This window comes from Hafnia paralvei (assembly GCF_020150375.1).
Classification (GTDB): domain Bacteria; phylum Pseudomonadota; class Gammaproteobacteria; order Enterobacterales; family Enterobacteriaceae; genus Hafnia; species Hafnia paralvei.
In genome coordinates, this window is record NZ_CP083737.1 from 688,416 (window position 1) to 707,843 (window position 19,428).

At 49.8% G+C, this 19,428-nt stretch carries 18 protein-coding genes and 1 riboswitch; of the genes, 10 read left to right on the forward strand and 8 right to left on the reverse strand.

The genetic code is table 11. From position 1 onward, the window contains the following. Positions 1-12 precede the first annotated feature (12 nt). Positions 13-369, forward strand: a complete 357-nt coding sequence (gene folB / locus K9N75_RS03180; RefSeq protein WP_004846669.1) for a bifunctional dihydroneopterin aldolase/7,8-dihydroneopterin epimerase — start codon at positions 13-15, stop codon at positions 367-369. 137 nt (positions 370-506) lie between these two features. Further along, positions 507-1,325, forward strand: coding sequence for an undecaprenyl-diphosphate phosphatase (gene bacA / locus K9N75_RS03185; RefSeq protein WP_020303470.1), 819 nt, complete (start codon positions 507-509; stop codon positions 1,323-1,325). Between the two features lie 63 nt (positions 1,326-1,388). Here bacA and K9N75_RS03190 read toward each other — a convergent pair whose 3' ends face one another. The 4 genes from K9N75_RS03190 to K9N75_RS03205 all read right to left on the reverse strand — a co-directional run bounded on the left by K9N75_RS03190 (position 1,389) and on the right by K9N75_RS03205 (position 5,647). Then, positions 1,389-2,639, reverse strand: coding sequence for a multifunctional CCA addition/repair protein (locus tag K9N75_RS03190; RefSeq protein ID WP_114445133.1), 1,251 nt, complete (start codon positions 2,637-2,639; stop codon positions 1,389-1,391). A gap of 171 nt (positions 2,640-2,810) precedes the next feature. Next, on the reverse strand, positions 2,811-3,428 hold the full coding sequence (locus tag K9N75_RS03195; protein ID WP_004846672.1) for a TIGR04211 family SH3 domain-containing protein: 618 nt from the start codon (positions 3,426-3,428) through the stop codon (positions 2,811-2,813). A gap of 220 nt (positions 3,429-3,648) precedes the next feature. Beyond that, positions 3,649-4,914 (reverse strand): inorganic phosphate transporter, encoded by a 1,266-nt coding sequence (locus K9N75_RS03200; RefSeq protein WP_004846673.1) that lies wholly within the window; start codon positions 4,912-4,914, stop codon positions 3,649-3,651. 52 nt (positions 4,915-4,966) lie between these two features. Further along, positions 4,967-5,647 (reverse strand): TIGR00153 family protein, encoded by a 681-nt coding sequence (locus K9N75_RS03205; protein ID WP_008814963.1) that lies wholly within the window; start codon positions 5,645-5,647, stop codon positions 4,967-4,969. Positions 5,648-5,806: 159 nt separating this feature from the next. On the opposite strand from K9N75_RS03205, the gene K9N75_RS03210 reads away from it, so the two are divergent. The 4 genes from K9N75_RS03210 to K9N75_RS03225 all read left to right on the forward strand — a co-directional run bounded on the left by K9N75_RS03210 (position 5,807) and on the right by K9N75_RS03225 (position 10,730). Further along, positions 5,807-7,111 carry a CYTH domain-containing protein gene (locus K9N75_RS03210; RefSeq protein WP_199372258.1) on the forward strand — a complete coding sequence of 435 codons (1,305 nt, stop codon included), beginning with the start codon at positions 5,807-5,809 and terminating at the stop codon, positions 7,109-7,111. Between the two features lie 124 nt (positions 7,112-7,235). Next, entirely contained in the window at positions 7,236-10,079 is a 2,844-nt protein-coding gene (gene glnE / locus K9N75_RS03215) for a bifunctional [glutamate--ammonia ligase]-adenylyl-L-tyrosine phosphorylase/[glutamate--ammonia-ligase] adenylyltransferase (RefSeq protein ID WP_224452214.1), read from the forward strand. Between the two features lie 85 nt (positions 10,080-10,164). Next, the gene (locus tag K9N75_RS03220) at positions 10,165-10,410 is read left to right on the forward strand and encodes a type II toxin-antitoxin system CcdA family antitoxin (protein WP_008814966.1); all 246 of its coding nucleotides are present in this window, start codon (positions 10,165-10,167) and stop codon (positions 10,408-10,410) included. Further along, a complete protein-coding gene (locus K9N75_RS03225) occupies positions 10,410-10,730 on the forward strand; it encodes a CcdB family protein (protein WP_008814967.1) in 321 nt (106 codons plus the stop codon). Before K9N75_RS03220 ends, K9N75_RS03225 begins: the two co-directional genes overlap by 1 nt. A 57-nt stretch (positions 10,731-10,787) precedes the next feature. Here the strand turns inward: K9N75_RS03225 and K9N75_RS03230 are convergent, their stop codons facing one another. After that, on the reverse strand, positions 10,788-11,717 hold the full coding sequence (locus K9N75_RS03230; RefSeq protein WP_039187937.1) for a Kdo(2)-lipid IV(A) acyltransferase: 930 nt from the start codon (positions 11,715-11,717) through the stop codon (positions 10,788-10,790). A 107-nt stretch (positions 11,718-11,824) separates the two neighbouring features. On the opposite strand from K9N75_RS03230, the gene hldE reads away from it, so the two are divergent. Further along, positions 11,825-13,255 carry a bifunctional D-glycero-beta-D-manno-heptose-7-phosphate kinase/D-glycero-beta-D-manno-heptose 1-phosphate adenylyltransferase HldE gene (gene hldE, locus K9N75_RS03235; protein WP_008814969.1) on the forward strand — a complete coding sequence of 477 codons (1,431 nt, stop codon included), beginning with the start codon at positions 11,825-11,827 and terminating at the stop codon, positions 13,253-13,255. A 30-nt stretch (positions 13,256-13,285) separates the two neighbouring features. Then, entirely contained in the window at positions 13,286-14,530 is a 1,245-nt protein-coding gene (yjeH, locus tag K9N75_RS03240; RefSeq protein ID WP_224452215.1) for an L-methionine/branched-chain amino acid transporter, read from the forward strand. Between the two features lie 91 nt (positions 14,531-14,621). Here yjeH and ubiK read toward each other — a convergent pair whose 3' ends face one another. Beyond that, positions 14,622-14,897 (reverse strand): ubiquinone biosynthesis accessory factor UbiK, encoded by a 276-nt coding sequence (ubiK, locus tag K9N75_RS03245; protein ID WP_008814971.1) that lies wholly within the window; start codon positions 14,895-14,897, stop codon positions 14,622-14,624. Between the two features lie 206 nt (positions 14,898-15,103). Continuing rightward, positions 15,104-15,283: riboswitch (FMN riboswitch) on the forward strand. Between the two features lie 119 nt (positions 15,284-15,402). On the opposite strand from ubiK, the gene ribB reads away from it, so the two are divergent. Further along, complete coding sequence (gene ribB / locus K9N75_RS03250) at positions 15,403-16,056, forward strand: 3,4-dihydroxy-2-butanone-4-phosphate synthase (protein ID WP_004846689.1); 654 nt, start codon at positions 15,403-15,405, stop codon at positions 16,054-16,056. A 61-nt stretch (positions 16,057-16,117) separates the two neighbouring features. Here the strand turns inward: ribB and zupT are convergent, their stop codons facing one another. Further along, positions 16,118-16,891, reverse strand: coding sequence for a zinc transporter ZupT (zupT, locus tag K9N75_RS03255; protein WP_008814972.1), 774 nt, complete (start codon positions 16,889-16,891; stop codon positions 16,118-16,120). Between the two features lie 252 nt (positions 16,892-17,143). On the opposite strand from zupT, the gene ygiD reads away from it, so the two are divergent. After that, the gene (gene ygiD, locus K9N75_RS03260; protein WP_061059226.1) at positions 17,144-17,929 is read left to right on the forward strand and encodes a 4,5-DOPA-extradiol-dioxygenase; all 786 of its coding nucleotides are present in this window, start codon (positions 17,144-17,146) and stop codon (positions 17,927-17,929) included. Between the two features lie 115 nt (positions 17,930-18,044). Here ygiD and K9N75_RS03265 read toward each other — a convergent pair whose 3' ends face one another. Further along, a complete protein-coding gene (locus K9N75_RS03265) occupies positions 18,045-19,265 on the reverse strand; it encodes an MFS transporter (RefSeq protein ID WP_224452216.1) in 1,221 nt (406 codons plus the stop codon). Positions 19,266-19,428 lie beyond the last annotated feature (163 nt).

Sequence of the window (19,428 nt, forward strand, 5' to 3'; positions counted from 1 at the left end):
GAGAATCACGTGATGGACATCGTATTTATTGAAGAATTAACCGTCATTACCACAATTGGTGTTTATGACTGGGAGCAAACCATTCGCCAAAAGCTGGTATTTGATATAGAGCTGGCGTGGGATAATCGCAAAGCAGCGCTGAGTGACGATGTGTCTGACTGTTTAAGTTACGCCGATGTCAGTGAAGCCGTCATCAAGCATGTTGAGCCGAATCAGTTTGCTTTGGTTGAGCGAGTTGCGGAAGAAGTGGCTGTGATGCTGATGGATAGATTTAATAGCCCTTGGGTACGAATTAAAGTGAGTAAGCCAGGGGCGGTTGCCCACGCCAAAAGCGTTGGCGTACAGATTGAACGCGGAAAGCGGATTTAATTTGTGAGAACAGTGTGATTTTTATGTCATATTGGCGAAACTTTATTGATTTAGCCTAGTCACAGTCTTACATCATAAGTGGCGCAATAGCGTCACTTTTTTGCGTTTATTGCGCGTTTAAAAAGGGTAGTGCTTTTATGGATCTGCATTTGCTGATCAATGCGTTTATTCTTGGGGTTGTAGAGGGTGTTACCGAGTTTTTGCCCGTTTCGTCAACGGGACATATGATTATTGTCGGGCACTGGCTGGGATTTGAAGGTGATAAAGCGAAAACCTTTGAAGTTATCATTCAGCTAGGCTCGATTTTAGCCGTTGTAGTGATGTTCTGGCGTCGCTTGTTTGGTTTGATCGGCATCCACTTTGGTCAGCCTCCCTTGCATGAAGGAAAAACTCAGGGGCATTTAACGCTAGGGCATATTATTCTGGCGATGATCCCTGCGGTGGTGATGGGGTTAGTGTTTCACGATGCGATTAAGACGCTCTTTGCGCCACGTACCGTTGTGTATGCTTTGGTTGTTGGCGGTTTTCTGCTGTTGGCCGCAGAATGGCTTAAGCCGAAGCAGCCGCGAGCGGTAGGGCTGGATGATATTACCTATCGTCAGGCGTTTATGATCGGTTGTTTTCAGTGTCTTGCGCTTTGGCCTGGCTTTTCCCGCTCAGGAGCCACTATTTCCGGCGGTATGCTGATGGGCGTGAGCCGCTTTGCTGCGTCTGAATTCTCTTTCATTTTGGCTGTACCAATGATGATGGGTGCAACGGCGTTAGAGCTGTATAAAAGTCTGCCGTTTCTCTCAGTGGCTGATTTGCCGATGTTTGCGGTGGGGTTCGTCACGGCGTTTATCGTGGCGCTGATTGCGATTAAAACCTTCCTCAGCGTGATTAAACGTATCTCTTTTGTACCATTCGCGATTTATCGTTTTATCGTTGCGGCAGTGGTCTATATGGTGTTCCTGTAAGGGATTTCTGATGAGATGAAAAAAGGCCTCTGGTTTATACCGAGGCCTTTTTGATCTGGTGTTCTAGCGACTATTTGTGTCTTCTTGAGGCGAAGCTTCTTGTTTCCACGTTTTTAGCGCATGCAGACGGCGTTGCTGTAACTCTTCACGAATTTGCTGCCCTTTGAATCCCGCATCCACGACGTCTCGTACAGATACACCTTCGGCCACTTTATAGGCTGCCCGCAGATAATCACCCTGTGGATAGGGATTATTTTCAAAACCGGTTCTGCCTCGCGCATCGGCTTCGCTGGTCATAATCATTTGATCCAAACGATGAGGTTTGCGCCATACATCAATAGAATCAAATAATTTGAGCAGAGTGACTGGCCGTAATTTTTCCACGGTATGGATAAGATCGTGATATTCAGCCACAATTTTTGCTAATTCTCGAACGGCATTAGGAACGCGCATACGTTGGCAAAGTGCTTCCACCAGTTTCACGCCCGCAGGGCCGTGTCCATGGTGATGTGGCCAGAGCTCAGGCGGTGTTAGGCCTTTGCCTAAATCATGCGTTAGCGTGGCGAACCGTACATCAACCTCTTCAGTGAGTTTAGCGGCCATTGCAAGCGCCATTAGCGTATGTATTCCGGTATCAATTTCCGGGTGCCACTTTTCTGGAGCCGGTACGCCAAACAGATTATCGATTTCCGGAAATAAAATGGCCAGCGCACCGCAGTCGCGCAACACTTGGAAATAGATCTGCGGGCTTTGCGTCATCAATGCTTTTTCAGTTTCACGCCAGACGCGCTCTGGAGTGAGATTCTGCAACTCGTTGTCAGTGGTCATTTGCGTCATCAACGCTATGGTTTCTGCTGCAACATGGAATCCTAGATGGGCAAAGCGAGCAGCAAAGCGAGCGACGCGCAAAACGCGGAGTGGGTCTTCATGAAACGCATCCGAGACGTGGCGTAACACTTTGTTATTTAAGTCGTCTAGGCCGCCATAGGGATCGATAAGCGTGCCATCAGCGCTTTCAGCCATGGCGTTTATGGTGAGATCGCGGCGCAGCAAATCCTGCTCTAGCGTCACATCGGGAGCGAAGTAGGTGACAAAACCAGTGTAACCATGGCCTGATTTACGCTCAGTACGCGCCAGCGCATATTCTTCGTGAGACTTTGGGTGTAGAAAAACGGGAAAATCTTTCCCAACTTGCTCAAACCCCTGCGCAATAAGTTCTTCTGGGGTTGCACCTTCAATCACCCAGTCGCGATCATAAACCGGTAAATTTAATCGTTTATCGCGTACGGCTCCGCCGACCAAGAAAATCTTCAAACTTACTTCCTCAGAGATACCCCACATATTTGCTGCAACGTTATCGTCACTCAAGATATGAAAGGAATAAAACAATTGTTTGGAACAGATGATTTGTTAACTATAGGTTACGACAAACCTTACGAGTGCAGAAACAAAAAACGCCGCAAGCGGCGTTTTTTTCATGAGTGATTAGTTCATCCAGCGATCTTTTTTCCGGCGCGGGATTAGGCGCGGTAAAAGCAGGCCTAGCAGCAGGCCACCACCTGCGACGCCGCCGCCGTAGAGGAACCACTCCATGAAGATGGCGCGTTTTTTATCATCCAATTGGGTATCGATGACGCTCATCTTTTTTTGGGCGCTAGCCAGTTGTTCTTTCAGATTTTGATTCTCTGATTTTAGGCCGTTGATGGTGTTGTCACTGTTAGCGACTTTTTGCTGCATTTCGGCGGTGCGCTGGTTCCAACTGTTATCGATATTGGTTAGCTTGTCCGTTAAGGTTTTGACCTGCTGTTCCAACTCTGGAACACGGCTACGTAAACTGGGTTCGGTACTCAGTTGTTCCATCGGTAGCCACACGGTACGGCCTTTAGCGTCGCGCACCTGACCATATTTGTTATCTGCATTAACGCTCAGCAGCTCAACTTCTTCACCCGCATTCAGTGTTCCGACAATACGATACTGGTTACCTGGGCCACTGTGGACATAAGTATTCAGTTCGTCGGAAATGTAGCGCTTCTCTTCAGCATGGGCGTTCAGCGTAAAGCAGGCGGCGAGTAGTGTTAAACAAACTAAGCGAAATTTATGCATCTGATTTTCATTTTTAAGTGGATGAAGAGACAAAATACTACGGGGAACAGTGTGGCGACGCAATGAAAAATCCGAAATGGGAACTTTCTGACTTCTAACGCTGATAGCGACAACGTTCCACGCCAGTCTCTAAAAATAAACAGGCCTAATAATTGCTTATCAGACCTGTGGTTTTATCTATTTATTTGGCTTTCAGTGGTGGATTAACTAAAAGCGCAGATTAGCCAAAAAGCGCCTGCAAAATATAAAACAGAACGATCGACAATCCAGCACCGGCTGGCAGCGTAATGATCCACGATGCGACGATGTTGCGTACAACGTTGAGATTTAACGCCGCTATACCGCGAGCAAAACCTACGCCTAACACGGCACCCACCAGCGTTTGCGTGGTTGAGATTGGCAGCCCAGTCCCTGATGCAATAACCACGGTAGACGCGGTGGCAAACTGCGCGGCGAACCCACGGCTTGGCGTGAGGTCGGTGATGCCGCTGCCTACGGTTTCCATAACACGACGTCCCATCAACGCTAAACCAATCACGATGCCAATTCCACCCAGTGGTAATATCCACCAAACAATAGGTGAGGTAGACGCTAGTGCGATGGGATCATGCACAATCGCAACGATGGCGGAAAGTGGTCCAATCGCATTGGCGACGTCATTGGAGCCATGGGCGAAAGCCATCGCGCAGGCGGTAATGACCATTAATAGGCTAAATACTTTTTCTACGCCGCGGAAATGGTCTTCTTCATCGGCATTATCGACGAAGGATTTCCGCGCGAGGTAGAAATAGCCGCCAACCATCACCAGAACGGAGAGGGCGATAGAGATAAGCCACGTTTCGCCGTTGGTCAGGTGTAACCCAACGTGTTTTAACCCTTTTTTGATGGTCACCAGTAAAATGACCAGCGACGTCAAAAACATATAAATAGGGCCATAGCGGCGGGCGTTGGCAAACGGTTTATCGGTATTAAAGATCAGGCGCTGAGCGCTGAGGAAAATACCGTAGGCCACTACGCCCGAAATGAGAGGCGTAATGATCCAACTGCCGACAATGCCTTTCACGCCGCCCCATTCGACAGCATCAGGCCCGACGGATACGCAGGCAAAACCAATAATTGCACCAATGATGGAGTGGGTCGTTGATACCGGCCAGCCCATCATCGAGGCTAAGATGAGCCAGATACCAGCGGCTAGCAACGATGACATCATGCCGAATATCAGCACGTCCGGCTGAGCGCTAAACGCGCTAGTATCAATAATGCCATTACGAATGGTTTGCGTGACTTCACCACCGGCCAAATAGGCTCCGGCGAATTCAAATATCATGGCGATAATAATCGCCTGACGGACGGTGATAGCGCGGGCGCCAACGGAGGTGCCCATTGCGTTTGCAACGTCATTAGCCCCGATACCAATCGCCATCAGCAAGCCAAAAAATGCAGCGATGAGGATCAGCAAAGTGCCGTGGTCAGCAATAATTGCCATTTATGTGAGTCCAAAATATAAAAGATTAAAGTTAACAATAAGATACCAAGGGTTAGCCGCGAGCCAGCATCATCTCAAGGCGAGAACCGACGCGCAGAGATTCGTCGGCAAGACTGCCAATCCACTCCATGACCTGATACAGGCACATCACGTCGATAGGGTTATGCTGTGGTTCGAGGACGAGCAATGCTTGACGCAGTAGGATCTGCTGATGATCGGTGTCATCTTCAATGTGATCTAACTCCATCACCATTTGCTCTACTAAGGATGCTTCGCGTCCACGGAAGCCGGTTTCTAAAAGTTCGTCCAGTTCGTGGATCACTTTATTCGCCTGCGTGGTAGCATCTAGGCAACGCTGTAGGTAGACCATGAAATCTGCCTGCATTTGCTGTGGTACCTGCAAATTGCGACCAATGACACGACCCGCAATATCCTTGGCGCGATTGGCCAAACGATCCTGCTGGGTGACTAAATCAAGCATGTCGGAGCGGTCAACCGGCAGAAATAGGCCGCGCGGTAGCTTGAGGCGAATTTCCCGTTTAAGCACGTCAGCCTGCTTTTCCAGAGTAGAAATCAGCTCACGAATATGTTGGGCTTCATCCCACTGCTGTTGAGCGGTGGCTTGAAAGAAAGGTACCAGCAGCGAGCAGCATTCATGCACGCGGCTAGCATGTTCCTGAAGCGGTTTCAGGGGAGACTTGGCAAACAATCCTAAAATAGTATTTACTGGCATCACTCATGCACCTTTTGATGGTTTTCTGCGCAAAAGTTGTCAGAAGGGTGCGCATGTTAACTGATGTGTTTTGTGTTGCACACAATTTTTGTATTTCAAACTGAACTTATTGATATAGTTCGGTAAAACCTTAATGTGAATGAAACTATGACCGAAGTTATGACCGTAGAAATCGAACTAAAATTCATCGCTACGCCAGAAGTCGCGGAACAACTATCTGCGCGTTTGGCCCCGTGGCCAAATGTACATACGGCGGCTCAAAAACTGACCAATATCTATTATGAGACGTCTGAAAACACGTTACGTGGCTATGACATGGGATTACGCGTTCGTGGCTATGGCGATCGCTATGAGATGACGCTCAAAACGGCGGGGAAAACCATTGGTGGCCTGCACCAGCGACCTGAGTTTAACGTTGAACTGAAAGGCGCCGATTTAGATATTCGTCTGCTTCCACCAGAAGTTTGGCCGAAGGGTTGCGATGTTGATGCATTGCAAGCTGCGCTATCTCCCGTATTTAGCACGCATTTTGCGCGTGAAAAGTGGGTGGTTACTTACCGTTCCAGCGAGATAGAGGTTGCGTTGGATCAAGGCGAGGTCAAAGCCGGCGAGTTGAGCGAGCCGCTATATGAGATTGAGCTGGAGCTGAAATCGGGTAGCCGCGAAGATTTGCTGGCCTTTGCGCAGGAGATTACCGCCGAAGGGGGACTTCGCTTAGGCAGTTTAAGTAAAGCCGCGCGGGGTTATCATTTGGCAAAAGGCAATCCGCAGCGTGAAATTGTTCCGCTTGGAATACTGAAAGTGGCGCCTAAAGCCAGCGTCGAACAGGGCATGACCGACGCCTTTACCTTCGCACTACGTCACTGGCAAGCCAACGAGGAAGTTTGGTTACAGGGTGACCGTAAAGCGCAGAAAATCGTACTTGAAGCGGTTGAACTGCTGCGACAGATTTTTGTGCTGTTCGGTGGATTAGTACCGCGTAAGGCAAGCACTGAGCTGCGTGCGGGGCTGACCGCGCTGGAAGAACAATTGGCGACGCCGCGTTTAGATGCACAAAAGGTCTGTTTTAGCCCGTTGTATCTGAATACCCAGTTAGCACTTACTCGCTGGATAGCGACCGCAGGCTGGCGTTCTTTTGTGAATGAGAAAACTCAAACTAAATTGAATGCATCCTTCAAACGCTTTGCTGACATCATGTTAGGTCGTGCAGGTGCTGAGCTGAAGGAAGCCTTTGACCATGTGCATCATGGCGGCGAATATCAGGATAAATATACGCGTTTGGTTCGCCAGCTGCTGTCGTTTCATGTGCTGTCAGGTGCATATCCCGATGAGGATGTTGCGCAATATTTATCTGGTTGGCAGACGCTGCAACAAGCCATCATCCAGAAACAGGAAGCATATATTGAATCTACCCGTAAGCATGCCATGGATCAGCCCGTATTTTGGTTGAATGGTACTCATTGATTCGTCGCTCCTTCTTTGGCATTGAGTCATACGCCTCCTCTCCAGTGAGCGCTGGAGAGAGCAAAGAAGGAGAGTTCTGCACCGTTTTCCGCCTGAATACAGGCGAATGTTCAAGGGAGTGTCTATGTCTGCGTTTGCTTCCCGCCCGCTTCCCTCTTTGTTGCAGGCTCAGGCCACGCAAATCTCGGAGCGTTTGGCCGTTTCCTCTCCTGAGGAGCTTTGTGCTCTCGCGCTAAGCGACTTCATGAGTGAAAATTTCATTACGCATCCCGAATGGTGGCAGCAACTGCATGACACCCCTCCAACGCCTAACGAGTGGCAAAATTATGCTAATTGGTTAGACGAACAATTAGTAAACGCTCTCGATGAAGCCAGCCTAATGCGCGGACTACGGCTGTTTCGCCGACATATGCTGGCGCGTATTTCATGGATGCAATCGCTTAATCTGTGTGAAACGAGCGATACGTTGCGCCAACTAAGCGAACTGGCTGAAACGCTGATTATTACTGCTCGCGATCGCCTCTATCAAACATGCTGTGCCGAATGGGGAACACCGTGTAATTCCCAGGGCGAGCCACAGCCGCTGTTGATTTTAGGTATGGGAAAATTGGGCGGTGGAGAACTAAATTTCTCCTCGGATATCGATCTGATTTTTGCTTATCCAGAAAGCGGCGTAACTCAGGGAGGACGGCGTGAGTTAGATAACGCGCAGTTCTTTACCCGCTTGGGACAGCGTTTGATCAAAGCGCTCGATCAGCCCACGGTAGACGGGTTTGTCTATCGCGTTGATATGCGGTTGCGTCCGTTTGGCGACAGTGGTCCTTTGGTGCTGAGTTTTGCTGCGTTGGAGGATTATTATCAGGAGCAAGGGCGTGACTGGGAACGTTATGCCATGGTGAAAGCACGGTTGATGGGGGGCAGTGAAGATGCCTACAGCCAAGAGCTACGCCGTACTTTACGCCCGTTTGTCTTTCGCCGCTATATTGATTTCAGCGTGATTCAGTCGCTGAGAAACATGAAAAGCATGATTGCCCGTGAAGTACGGCGCAGAGGTTTGAAAGATAACATTAAGCTTGGGGCGGGGGGCATTCGTGAGATTGAATTTATTACCCAAGTTTTCCAATTAATCCGCGGTGGTCGTGAACCCAGTTTGCAACAACGGGCGTTGCAGCCTTCTTTACGTGCTATTGGCCAGCTAGGTCTGCTCCAGCCGGAACAGGTTGAATCTTTGCTCAGCAGTTACCTGTTTTTGCGTCGTCTGGAAAATCTTCTGCAGGCCATCAATGATGAGCAAACCCAAACGTTACCGACAGATGAGCTGAATCAGGCGCGTTTAGCGTGGGGAATGGGGTTTGGTGATTGGCCGGAACTCATGGCACAGCGAGATCAGCATATGCGCAGTGTTCGTTTAATTTTTAACGAGCTTATTGGCGATGACGAGGGGAATGAAGGCGGTGAGACGGCACCTAGCGAGCAGTTTGCTGCGCTGTGGCAGGATTCGCTTGATGAAAGCGATCTTGACCCTTTTACTCCGCAGCTAGAGGGCGAATCGCGTCAGTTACTGCTCAGATGCATCAATGATTTTCGTAATGATGTGGATAAACGCACCATCGGTCCGCGTGGTCGAGAAGTGCTGGGCCAGTTAATGCCAGAGTTGTTAGGTGAAGTTTGTGCCCGAGAAGATGCCGTACGTGTACTGCAACGTCTAACACCTTTGTTATTAAATATCGTAACGCGCACCACTTATCTGGAACTGTTGGTCGAGTATCGCGCTGCGCTGAGCCAGCTTATCCGCCTGTGTGCGGCATCGCCGATGGTGGCGACGCAGTTGGCTCGTTATCCGCTGTTGCTGGATGAGTTACTTGATCCCAACACGCTGTATCAACCCGTGCCGCAGGATGCTTACCAAGATGAATTGCGCCAATATTTGATGCGTGTTCCCGCCGATGATGAAGAGCAAAATCTTGAGGCGTTGCGCCAGTTTAAGCATGCACATCAACTAAGAATTGCTGCTAGTGATATATCTGGTGCGCTGCCGGTGATGAAAGTTAGCGATCATCTCACCTATTTGGCCGAAGCGATGATTGATGCCGTAGTACAACAGGCATGGACTCATATGGTTGCGCGCTATGGTCAACCGACTCACTTGCAAGGACGAGAAGGGCGTGGGTTTGCGGTGCTTGGCTACGGTAAGCTCGGTGGCTGGGAGTTGGGATACAGTTCTGATCTGGATCTGGTTTTCCTGTTGGATTGCCCTTCTGATGTGATGACCAGCGGAGAACGTAGCATTGACGGGCGTCAGTTCTATCTGCGTTTGGCGCAGCGCATCATGCATCTGTTCAGTACCCGAACGTCCTCTGGCATTTTATACGAAGTGGATGCTCGCCTGCGCCCATCGGGGGCGTCGGGAATGTTGGTTAGTACCGTGGAGTCTTTCGCAGAATATCAGCGTAACGAGGCCTGGACATGGGAACATCAAGCTTTGGTGCGCGCCCGCCCAGTCTACGGCGATACACAAATCCATCAGCAGTTTGACGCCATTCGACATGAGATCCTATGCCGCCCTCGAGTCGGCGATACGCTGAAGATCGAGGTGCGTGAGATGCGCGAAAAAATGCGCCAACATTTAGGGGGCAAGCATCGCGAGATGTTTGATATTAAAGCAGATGAAGGCGGCATCACTGACATTGAGTTCATTGCACAATATCTCGTGTTGAACTACGCGGCCCAAGAACCTCGGCTTACTCGCTGGTCTGATAACGTACGTATTTTCGAGTTGATGGCAAACTACAACATCATGCCTGATGATGAGGCCGCGGCGCTGACCAAAGCATATGTCACGATGCGTGATGCGATCCATCACTTGGCTCTGCAAGAGCAGTCAGGAACGGTTGGGTTGGATATGTTTGTTGCCGAGCGTGAGCAGGTTCGTCAAAGCTGGGCCAAGTGGCTGGGTGAGAAAATATAATCTTTGAGAAGTTGTGCGCAAATTTTATTCATTTGTCTTTTTGTTGTTCTATAATGCGCATAATTTATGCGCATGAGATTTTAGTATGAAACGTAAAACACTGCTAACGGGCAGCAAAAAGGCGGTTAATGTGAGCATCGATCAAGGACTGATACAGCAGGCAAAGGCACTCAATATCAATTTATCTGCAGTGATGGAGGATGCACTGCAACGGGCAGTGATTGCCAAAGGGCAACAGCAGTGGCTGGCAAATAATCGTCAAAGCATTGCTGCGTACAATCAGGATGTGGAAGAGCATGGCGTATTCAGTGATGGCCTGAGGTCTTTCTGATGAGCCAGTTTTGCGTATATGCAAACCGGGATCGCGCGTCGGCAAAGCGCTTTCCCTATCTTCTGGATGTTCAGCACGATTTTTTGTCATCTCTGTCTACTCGAATGGTCATCCCGCTGGGATTGAGAAATCCATCATCGCCGTTGGCTGAGCAAGAACGTTTGATCTTGAGCTTTAAGATTGAAGGACAAGAGGTGCTGTTGATGACGCCGCAGATGTCGGGGGTTGCCCTGTCCCAACTGGGTGAGCAAGTCGATGACTTGAATTATTGCCGAGATGACATTGTTGGGGCGATGGATTTCTTAGTCTTTGGGTATTAGTGGCTTCGTCCTTGAAACCGTTGCCGTGTATCTATTTAGCTATTCATTATCTGGCTGCTAATAGCGCGAAGGCATTCCTTTCGGGCGAGTCTTGAAGCGGCGGTGCATCCACATATATTGATTCGGCGCGCGTAAAATTTCTTGCTCAACGACTTTATTCATCGCTGCTGCCGCTACGGTTTCGTTTTCTAGCGGGAAATCTTCCAAACGTGGCTGAATAATCATGGTGTAGCCACTGCCATCTTCGGCTCGAATGGCATTGAACGGAATAATCGCAGGTTTTCCCATACGTGCCAGAATGTATGTGCCGGTGGTGGTCGCAGCCTGTTCTACGGCAAATAGTGGCACGAATACGCTGCTGCGGGGGCCGTAATCGTGGTCTGGCGCATACCAGACAATTTCGCCCTCTTTCAACGCTCGGATCATGCCTTTAACGTCTTTTCGATCCAGCATATATTTGTTAGATCGTAGACGTCCCCAAGTTTGCATCCAGTCGACAACTTTGTTGTCGTTCGGGCGATAAACACCCACGCCGGGATTGTGAACGCCAAAAATGCGAGCGCCCAATTCCAGCGTGAGAAAATGCAAACCAATCAGCAAAACACCTTTTCCTTCCTGTTGTGCTTTGGTGATGTTTTCTAGCCCTTCGGCTTTACACCAGCGGTTAATTCGCCACGTTGGCCAAAACCAAGCCATGCCGGTTTCAATAAGCCCCATACCTACGGACTCAAAATTTTTGGCAACTCTTTTTTTGCGCTCAGACTCTGACATTTCAGGGAAGCAGAGCTCCAAATTACGCAAAGAAATTTTTACCCGGCGTTTCATAAACTTCATCGCAGTTCTGCCTAACCACGTTCCTAATTTAAACAGCCACGGATAGGGCAAGAGGACTAAAATGTATAGCACTCCGAGCCCTAGCCAAGTTAACCAGTAACGTGGGTGCAGTAGTTCGCGCTCGAATTTCGGGTAAACGTGATTGTCAGCCATAACGGAGAAACCAGAACCTCGGTCAATGAATTGAGAGCCTATTGTAATAGAAATAACGGCGCTTGTGATAATATCGCCGCCATCTTAGTCTGTTTTGGAGTCTGGGGATGAAAGTAACCCTACCTGATTTCCGTCATGCCAACGTACTGGTTGTGGGTGACGTAATGTTAGATCGCTACTGGTATGGACCCACCAGCCGTATTTCACCGGAAGCGCCAGTGCCTGTCGTAAAAGTGGATACCGTTGAGGAGCGTCCTGGCGGTGCGGCTAACGTGGCCATGAACATTGCATCCCTTGGTGCAAACGCCCGTTTGGTGGGTTTGACCGGCATCGATGATGCGGCCAGAGCGCTGAGCGCGAAGCTGGGTGAAGTGAATGTTAAATGCGATTTTGTCTCTGTGCCGACGCATCCGACAATTACAAAACTGCGTGTTTTATCGCGTAACCAGCAACTGATTCGTCTCGATTTTGAAGAGGGCTTTAGCAGTATTGATCCTCAACCGATCTTCGACAGAATTCAGCACGTATTGCCAAAATTAGGTGCGCTAATTTTATCCGATTACGCGAAAGGCGCTCTGAACTCCGTCCAGCAGATGATTCAATTAGCGCGTGCGGCGAATGTACCTGTGCTGATTGATCCGAAAGGTACCGATTTTGAGCGCTACCGCGGTGCCACGTTGTTAACGCCAAATCTGTCTGAATTTGAAGCCGTTGTTGGTCGCTGCAAAACCGATGAAGAGTTGGTCGAACGTGGGTTACAACTGATGCGTGAATTTGAGCTGACGGCGTTGTTGGTGACGCGTTCTGAGCAAGGCATGACGCTACTGCAGCACGACCAGCCACCTTTGCACATGCCGACGCAGGCGCAGGAAGTTTATGACGTAACCGGTGCGGGTGATACGGTTATTGGTGTGTTGGCAACGTGTATTGCCGCAGGCACTTCATTGGAAGAAGCCTGTTTCTTGGCGAATGCTGGCGCCGGTGTCGTGGTTGGCAAGCTGGGGACGTCAACGGTTTCTCCGATTGAATTGGAAAATGCTATTCGTGGACGCAGCGAGACGGGCTTTGGCGTAATGAGTCAAGACGAGCTAAAGGTGGCCGTCGCTAATGCTCGCCAGCGTGGTGAAAAGGTCGTTATGACCAACGGCGTTTTTGACATTCTCCACGCGGGACATGTCTCTTATTTAGCTAATGCGCGTAAGCTTGGCGATCGCCTGATTGTCGCGGTTAACAGCGATGCATCAACCAAACGACTAAAAGGCGAAGAGCGTCCGGTGAATGCGCTGGCGCAGCGTATGATTGTGCTGGCGGCGTTGGAAGCGGTGGATTGGGTTATCTCGTTTGAAGAAGATACTCCGCAGCGCATTATCTCTGAAATTTTGCCAGACCTGCTGGTCAAAGGTGGCGATTACAAGCCGGAAGATATTGCTGGTGGCAAAGAGGTTATTGCTGCAGGTGGTGAAGTGCGTGTGCTGAACTTTGAAGATGGCTGCTCAACCACCAATATTATAAAAACCATTCGTCAGGGGCACGAGTAAAGGCCTGACGCACGACAATCGGAACACACTGTGAGTGGATTAAAGCAAGAGCTGGGATTGGCTCAGGGCGTGGGGCTACTGTCGACGTCATTGTTAGGAACGGGGGTATTTGCCGTTCCTGCGTTGGCGGCATTAGTGGCGGGCAATGATAGTTTATGGGCTTGGCCCATTCTGATTGTGCTCGTTTTTCCGATTGCTATTGGTTTTGCCGCGCTAGGGCGTCATTTTCCTAGCGCCGGTGGCGCTGCCCATTTCGTCGGTATGGCATTTGGGCCGCATATGGCCCGAGTCACGGGCTGGCTATTTCTTTCGGTTATCCCCGTTGGTTTGCCTGCGGCATTACAAATTGCAGCAGGCTTTTGGCAGGCCATGTTCGGCTGGCATGGTTGGCAGCTACTGTTGGTCGAGGTCGGAACTCTGAGCGCGGTGTGGTTTCTCGGTACGCGAGGCGCCGGTTCCAGCGCTAACCTTCAGACGTTGATTGCTGCACTGGTTGTGGCACTTGTGGCTGCTATTTGGTGGCGCGGGGGGATCTCTCCTGCCGAAATTCCATTCCCTCAACCGTCTGATGTTAGCCCTAGTAATTTATTCTCCGCTTTGGCAGTGATGTTCTGGTGCTTTGTGGGCTTAGAAGCCTTTGCTCATTTGGCTTCTGAATTTAAGCATCCTGAACGTGATTTCCCGCGGGCGCTGATAATAGGTTTGCTGTTGACTGGGATTGTCTATTGGGGATGTACGGTTGCCGTACTGCACTTCAATGCTTTCGGCGCGGAAAAAGCAGCGGCTGCGTCATTGCCGGGGATTGTGGTTCAACTGTTTGGACAGAAAGCGCTTTGGGTCGCCTGTATCATTGGCTATCTCGCCTGTTTTGCTAGCCTGAATATTTATACTCAAAGTTTTGCTCGTTTAGTTTGGTCACAGGCTCAGCTAAAGCAGAACAGTCGTTTGGCGAAACTTTCTGCACGTCAGGCGCCGGTTAATGCGTTAAATGTGGTTCTTGGCTGTTGCTTGGTATGTGCGGTTGGCATTTTCACGCTAGGTATCGCTTTAGATGAATTGATCATCTATGCCAATGGTATTTTTATTATGATCTATCTACTGTGCATGTTGGCGGGGTGTCGATTGCTGAAAGGGCGTTCACGCCTGATGGCGGCAATAGGTGGAGTATTATGCTTACTGTTGCTGTACATGGTGGGATGGAAAAGTGCGTACGCCATGGTTATGTTAGCCGCTCTGTGGGCTTTCCTGCCGAAGCGCGCCGTCGCGGGTGCCTAGATTCGTATTAGTACTGTTGTTTTCTCCTGCATATTGAACAAACAAAAAACGGAAGCCTAAGCTTCCGTTTTACTTTTGGGGCCGAGTTGGATTATTCCGCGTCTTTGGTCGTCGTCTCTGTTGCCGCCAGTTTTTCTTCTAGCGCAGAAAGGCGTTGTTCCATCAGGGCGAGTTTCTCGCGGGTACGCATGAGAACTTGAGTCTGCACGTCAAACTCTTCACGGTTGACTAAATCCATACGGTTGAACTGTGCTTGTAGGATTTGGCGTATCTTCTTCTCGACATCATCCCCGAACTCACGCAGTCCTTTTGGCATAGATTCATGCACCTGACGAGCAATTTGTTCAATTTTCTTCGGGTCAATCATGGAGTGTTCCTTGGTCGTTATGGTCATGCGTTGTGGCTTCACACCACGATCAGAACGAATGACGATGATATTGAGCTGCGGCATAGCCGTGATGCTTTAAGTCCATAGTGTAATGCGAGTTGGCTAACGGATAAACCTCTGTGATCGTTCTTGGATAATCAGGAAAGCCGATTGCCCAAATTAGTCATTAGCGTTATAGTTGGCCTGCTTATTCTCAGGGCGGGGTGGAAGTCCCCACCGGCGGTAAATTTATGCATAACGCATGCCTTTAAAGGCGTGGCGAAATCATAAAAAGCCCGCGAGCGCTTACGCTGCAAAGTGTAAGGACAGCAGATCTGGTGTAATTCCAGAGCCGACGGTTAGAGTCCGGATGGGAGAGAGTAACGATACCTGTTGGGTTTATCCCACTCGCGTTATTAGGCGCGTAGGCCGTAGGCTTGCGTTTGCCACTCCTCAAAGCTGCCCTGATTCTGGTAATCCATATAATTAATGAGGTTTTTTTACCATGAATCAGACTTTACTTTCCGATTTCGGTACTCCGATGGAACGTGTTGAACGTGCGCTGACTGCGCTGCGTGAAGGACGTGGTGTGATGGTGCTCGACGATGAAAATCGTGAAAACGAAGGCGACATGATTTTCCCTGCTGAAACCATGACTGAAGAACAGATGGCGATGACCATCCGTCATGGTAGCGGCATTGTGTGTCTGTGCATCACTGAAGAGCGTCGTTTGCAGTTAGATCTGCCAATGATGGTCAGCAATAACACCAGCCACTACGGCACCGCGTTCACCGTGACTATCGAAGCCGCCGAAGGCGTTACTACCGGTGTTTCAGCCAAAGACCGCTTGACCACCGTGCGCGCGGCGAGTGCAGAAGGTGCTAAGCCTTCTGATTTGCATCGCCCAGGTCATGTATTCCCACTGCGTGCGCAAAACGGCGGTGTGTTGACGCGTCGTGGTCATACCGAAGCCACTATTGATTTAGTCACTTTGGCTGGCTTCCGTTCCGCGGGTGTACTGTGCGAACTGACCAACGACGATGGCACTATGGCTCGCGCTCCAGAGGTGATTGTGTTTGCTAACAAACATAATATGCCCGTTGTGACCATCGACGATTTGGTTGCATATCGTCAGTCTCAAGAGAAAAAAGCGAGCTAAATGCTTGCTAGCCAAACGAAAAAGGACAGCCTAGGCTGTCCTTTTTGCTATTCATACTGGATTAACCTAATGGGCTGCTCTGAAGCAATGTTAGGCTAAACCCCATTACGGTCATACCGCACAAAACGCCATAGCTCGGGTTATTCTGCGGATCGATTTCTTTCGCCAACGGCATAAGCTCATCGACTGACAGCGCGACCATAATCCCGGCCACCATCGCCATAATCGATGCCATGAATACTGGAGAGATAGCCGGTCCCAGCAGGAAGAATGCTAGCAGTCCCCCTAAAATCTCAGCAAAACCTGAAATACTTGCCCACCACAACGCTTTAGTTTTCGAACCTGTTGCGGCGTAAACGGGTCCAGCTACCGCAAGACCCTCTGGAATATTGTGAATAGCAACGGCTAACGCAATTCCCATTCCGAGTTCGAGATCGGAGCTTGCGGTGACAAAGGTGGCTATCCCTTCTGGAAAGTTGTGCAGGCTGATGCCTAATGTCAGCAGCATAGCCGTGCGGCGCAGGTTGCGCGTTTTTCCCGCTTTAGGCGCATCCATCAGGTCGTGAGCATGTTGATGAGGCAACATCCTGTCCAATAGGAAATAGCCCACTAAGCCAATGATAAACATGCCGTAACCCAGCATAGGCGACATGCCTTGGGTATCTAGCGCGGCGGGTAGCATTTCCATTAACGAAATCAGCAGCATAATCCCTGCTGCAAAGCCGAGCGCAAAGGCTAAAACCCGGTTAGATGGTTTTTGCCCGACGATGGCTAACAACGCGCCGACAAACGTGGCACCGCCAGCAAGCAGAGTCAGAATGAGTGGAACTGACATAGCGCCTCCATGTTGATAATGATTCCTATTATTGTTTTAGCCTATCAGTAAGTAAATAGCGAATACAACGTTATTACCAATAGAACTAATAACTCAACCTCATCGTGAGGCGAAAGACTTTGGCAAGCAGAGAATATTCAAATTTACTGACAATCATCATCATGGTTATCCGGCAGACGATTTGCTGAATTGTGAGTACTGTAGAGGGATTCGGAGGCAGCGCCCTCCAGTAGATAAGAAAAGGATAATGTTATGACGACCTCTCGTATGCCTGCGTTGTTTCTCGGTCACGGTAGCCCGATGAACGTGCTGGAAGAAAATGATTACACGGCGGCTTGGCGCGAGTTGGGTCGAACGTTACCGCGCCCAAAAGCGATTATTGCCGTGTCTGCCCATTGGTTTACACGTGGTACTTTTGTTACTGCGATGGAACAACCGCGCACTATCCATGACTTTGGCGGATTTCCACAGGCGTTGTTTGATACTCAATATCCCGCTCCGGGTGCCCCTGAGCTGGCTCGTCGAGTTCAGCAATTGCTCGAACCGGAAATGGTGCATTTAGATCACAGTGAGTGGGGATTGGATCACGGTACTTGGGGCGTGTTAATTAAAATGTACCCTGATGCTGATATTCCAGTCATTCAGCTTAGCATCGACGGAACACAGCCTGCGGCTTATCACTTTGCCTTAGGTAAAAAATTATCGGCTTTACGCGATGAGGGAGTGATGATTGTGGCGAGCGGAAACGTGGTGCACAACCTGCGTATGGTGAAATGGCAAGGCGACGCTGAACCTTATCCGTGGGCATTCAGCTTTGATAATTTTGTGCGTGAGAACCTTGCGTATAAAGGTGAGGATCATCCACTGGTTAACTTTATGCAGCATGAGGGAGCTGAATTATCCAACCCTTCGCCAGAACACTTTCTGCCGCTGCTTTATGTCCTAGGTGCTTGGGACGGTGAAGAGCCAATCCGTGTCCCCGTTGACGGCATCGTTATGGCGTCGCTGAGTATGCTATCCGTCGTCGTCGGTGAGTGAACCCTGTTTATCGTTTGGGCGCGCGAGGGGCGCGCCCATATATTGTAATAATGGCATTCGAAGAAATTTGCCCGAAGGCTAGAACGACGGAGTTGTGCGTTATTGAATGTTAACTTTATGCTGGCGCATCAGGCTTTTTTCTCAGGAATATCCACATCAGTCCCAACCAAACCAACCCGCTGATAAGCCCATACACATTAAACACGCCGCTTCCTGCCCAAAGATAAATACGTTTTGCCAGCTCGATTCCCAATGCGTAGATACCGATGGTTGTCATACCCAGTGCCGCCGCGACGGTACCTTTGCGCATATCGCTGGCAAACAGTGTTAGGCGATAAAGCCCTGCGTTGATAAGACCCGTACCGAACGCGTAAAGACTTAAGCCAGCGATGGTCCAAAGATAGGCATGCGGCGTAAACACGGTGCCAAAAGCCGCTAGCGCTAGTCCTGCAATGATGGGGGGAGCGCCAAGCCAAAGCGGTTTTTCAATCGGCATTTTGCCGGCAATGCGTGCCAGCACTAAATTTCCGGCAATGAGCGCAATGAAAATCGGCACCTGTAGCCAGCCGTAAGCGACTGGTGTCAGACCTTCTCCATCGATAAGAATGACGGGCGAAATAGCCACCCAGGCCAATAGCGGCAGAGCAGAGAAGCCAATTGATGCGGCGCCGCAGACAAAGCGTAAATTACCAAATACCTGACGGTAATCAGCCAAGAGAGACTTTAGACGTAGTTTTTCTCCCTGAGACTGCGCGGTTTCCGGCATGCCTTTCCACAGACCCAACCATGCGACAAAAGCAACCAGCGCGAATACGGCAAACATGCTTTTCCATGGCGCAAATTGGATGAAGGCAGCGCCTGCCAATGGGCCAATCAGCGGTGCAATCAGAGCCACGTTTGCCATTAGCGCCATTAGCTTAATGCTGAGCGTTTGGTCGAAGGCCTCTTGCACAGCGGCATAGCCTACTGCACCGATAAAGCACAGACTGATTCCTTGAATGAAGCGCATCAGGATAAATTGCTCAATGTTGCTGGTAAACAGGGTCGCGATACAGGCGACAACGAATAGCATGACACCCGTGAGCATGACTGGTCGACGGCCAATCCGGTCAGATAACGGCCCAAGCAACCATTGCAGCATCATGCCGCCAAATAAGTACGCAGTTAATGAGGTTGGAACCCAGCTCACGTCAGCATTGAAATCACGCACGACATGGATCATGCCCGGTTGAATCATGTCGTGGGCGATATAGGTCGCAAACTCGAAAAGTACCAGTGCGAGAGGGAACAGCACGGCACGGCGAGTGAGCTTAGAAGCAGCAATATAGGATGGCATCTCGGGTGATTACTCGGTTATTTATATCCGTCATACTTGAAATTGCATATGTGTTGGCCGCGCCCGCTCCCCCGAATCACTTACTAGAATAAGTGATTCGGGGTTATCTCGCTTGCCACCTTGATACAACTCCCATTATTTTGGATATATATCCATTGGTTAG

Coding starts and splice junctions, on each gene's coding strand:
- folB (WP_004846669.1), top strand. CDS start 13: ATGGACATCGTATTTATTGAAGAATTAACCGTCATTACCACAATTGGT.
- bacA (WP_020303470.1), top strand. CDS start 507: ATGGATCTGCATTTGCTGATCAATGCGTTTATTCTTGGGGTTGTAGAG.
- K9N75_RS03195 (WP_004846672.1), bottom strand. CDS start 3,428: ATGCATAAATTTCGCTTAGTTTGTTTAACACTACTCGCCGCCTGCTTT.
- K9N75_RS03200 (WP_004846673.1), bottom strand. CDS start 4,914: ATGGCAATTATTGCTGACCACGGCACTTTGCTGATCCTCATCGCTGCA.
- K9N75_RS03205 (WP_008814963.1), bottom strand. CDS start 5,647: ATGCCAGTAAATACTATTTTAGGATTGTTTGCCAAGTCTCCCCTGAAA.
- K9N75_RS03210 (WP_199372258.1), top strand. CDS start 5,807: ATGACCGTAGAAATCGAACTAAAATTCATCGCTACGCCAGAAGTCGCG.
- glnE (WP_224452214.1), top strand. CDS start 7,236: ATGTCTGCGTTTGCTTCCCGCCCGCTTCCCTCTTTGTTGCAGGCTCAG.
- K9N75_RS03220 (WP_008814966.1), top strand. CDS start 10,165: ATGAAACGTAAAACACTGCTAACGGGCAGCAAAAAGGCGGTTAATGTG.
- K9N75_RS03225 (WP_008814967.1), top strand. CDS start 10,410: ATGAGCCAGTTTTGCGTATATGCAAACCGGGATCGCGCGTCGGCAAAG.
- K9N75_RS03230 (WP_039187937.1), bottom strand. CDS start 11,717: ATGGCTGACAATCACGTTTACCCGAAATTCGAGCGCGAACTACTGCAC.
- hldE (WP_008814969.1), top strand. CDS start 11,825: ATGAAAGTAACCCTACCTGATTTCCGTCATGCCAACGTACTGGTTGTG.
- ubiK (WP_008814971.1), bottom strand. CDS start 14,897: ATGATTGACCCGAAGAAAATTGAACAAATTGCTCGTCAGGTGCATGAA.
- ribB (WP_004846689.1), top strand. CDS start 15,403: ATGAATCAGACTTTACTTTCCGATTTCGGTACTCCGATGGAACGTGTT.
- zupT (WP_008814972.1), bottom strand. CDS start 16,891: ATGTCAGTTCCACTCATTCTGACTCTGCTTGCTGGCGGTGCCACGTTT.
- ygiD (WP_061059226.1), top strand. CDS start 17,144: ATGACGACCTCTCGTATGCCTGCGTTGTTTCTCGGTCACGGTAGCCCG.
- K9N75_RS03265 (WP_224452216.1), bottom strand. CDS start 19,265: ATGCCATCCTATATTGCTGCTTCTAAGCTCACTCGCCGTGCCGTGCTG.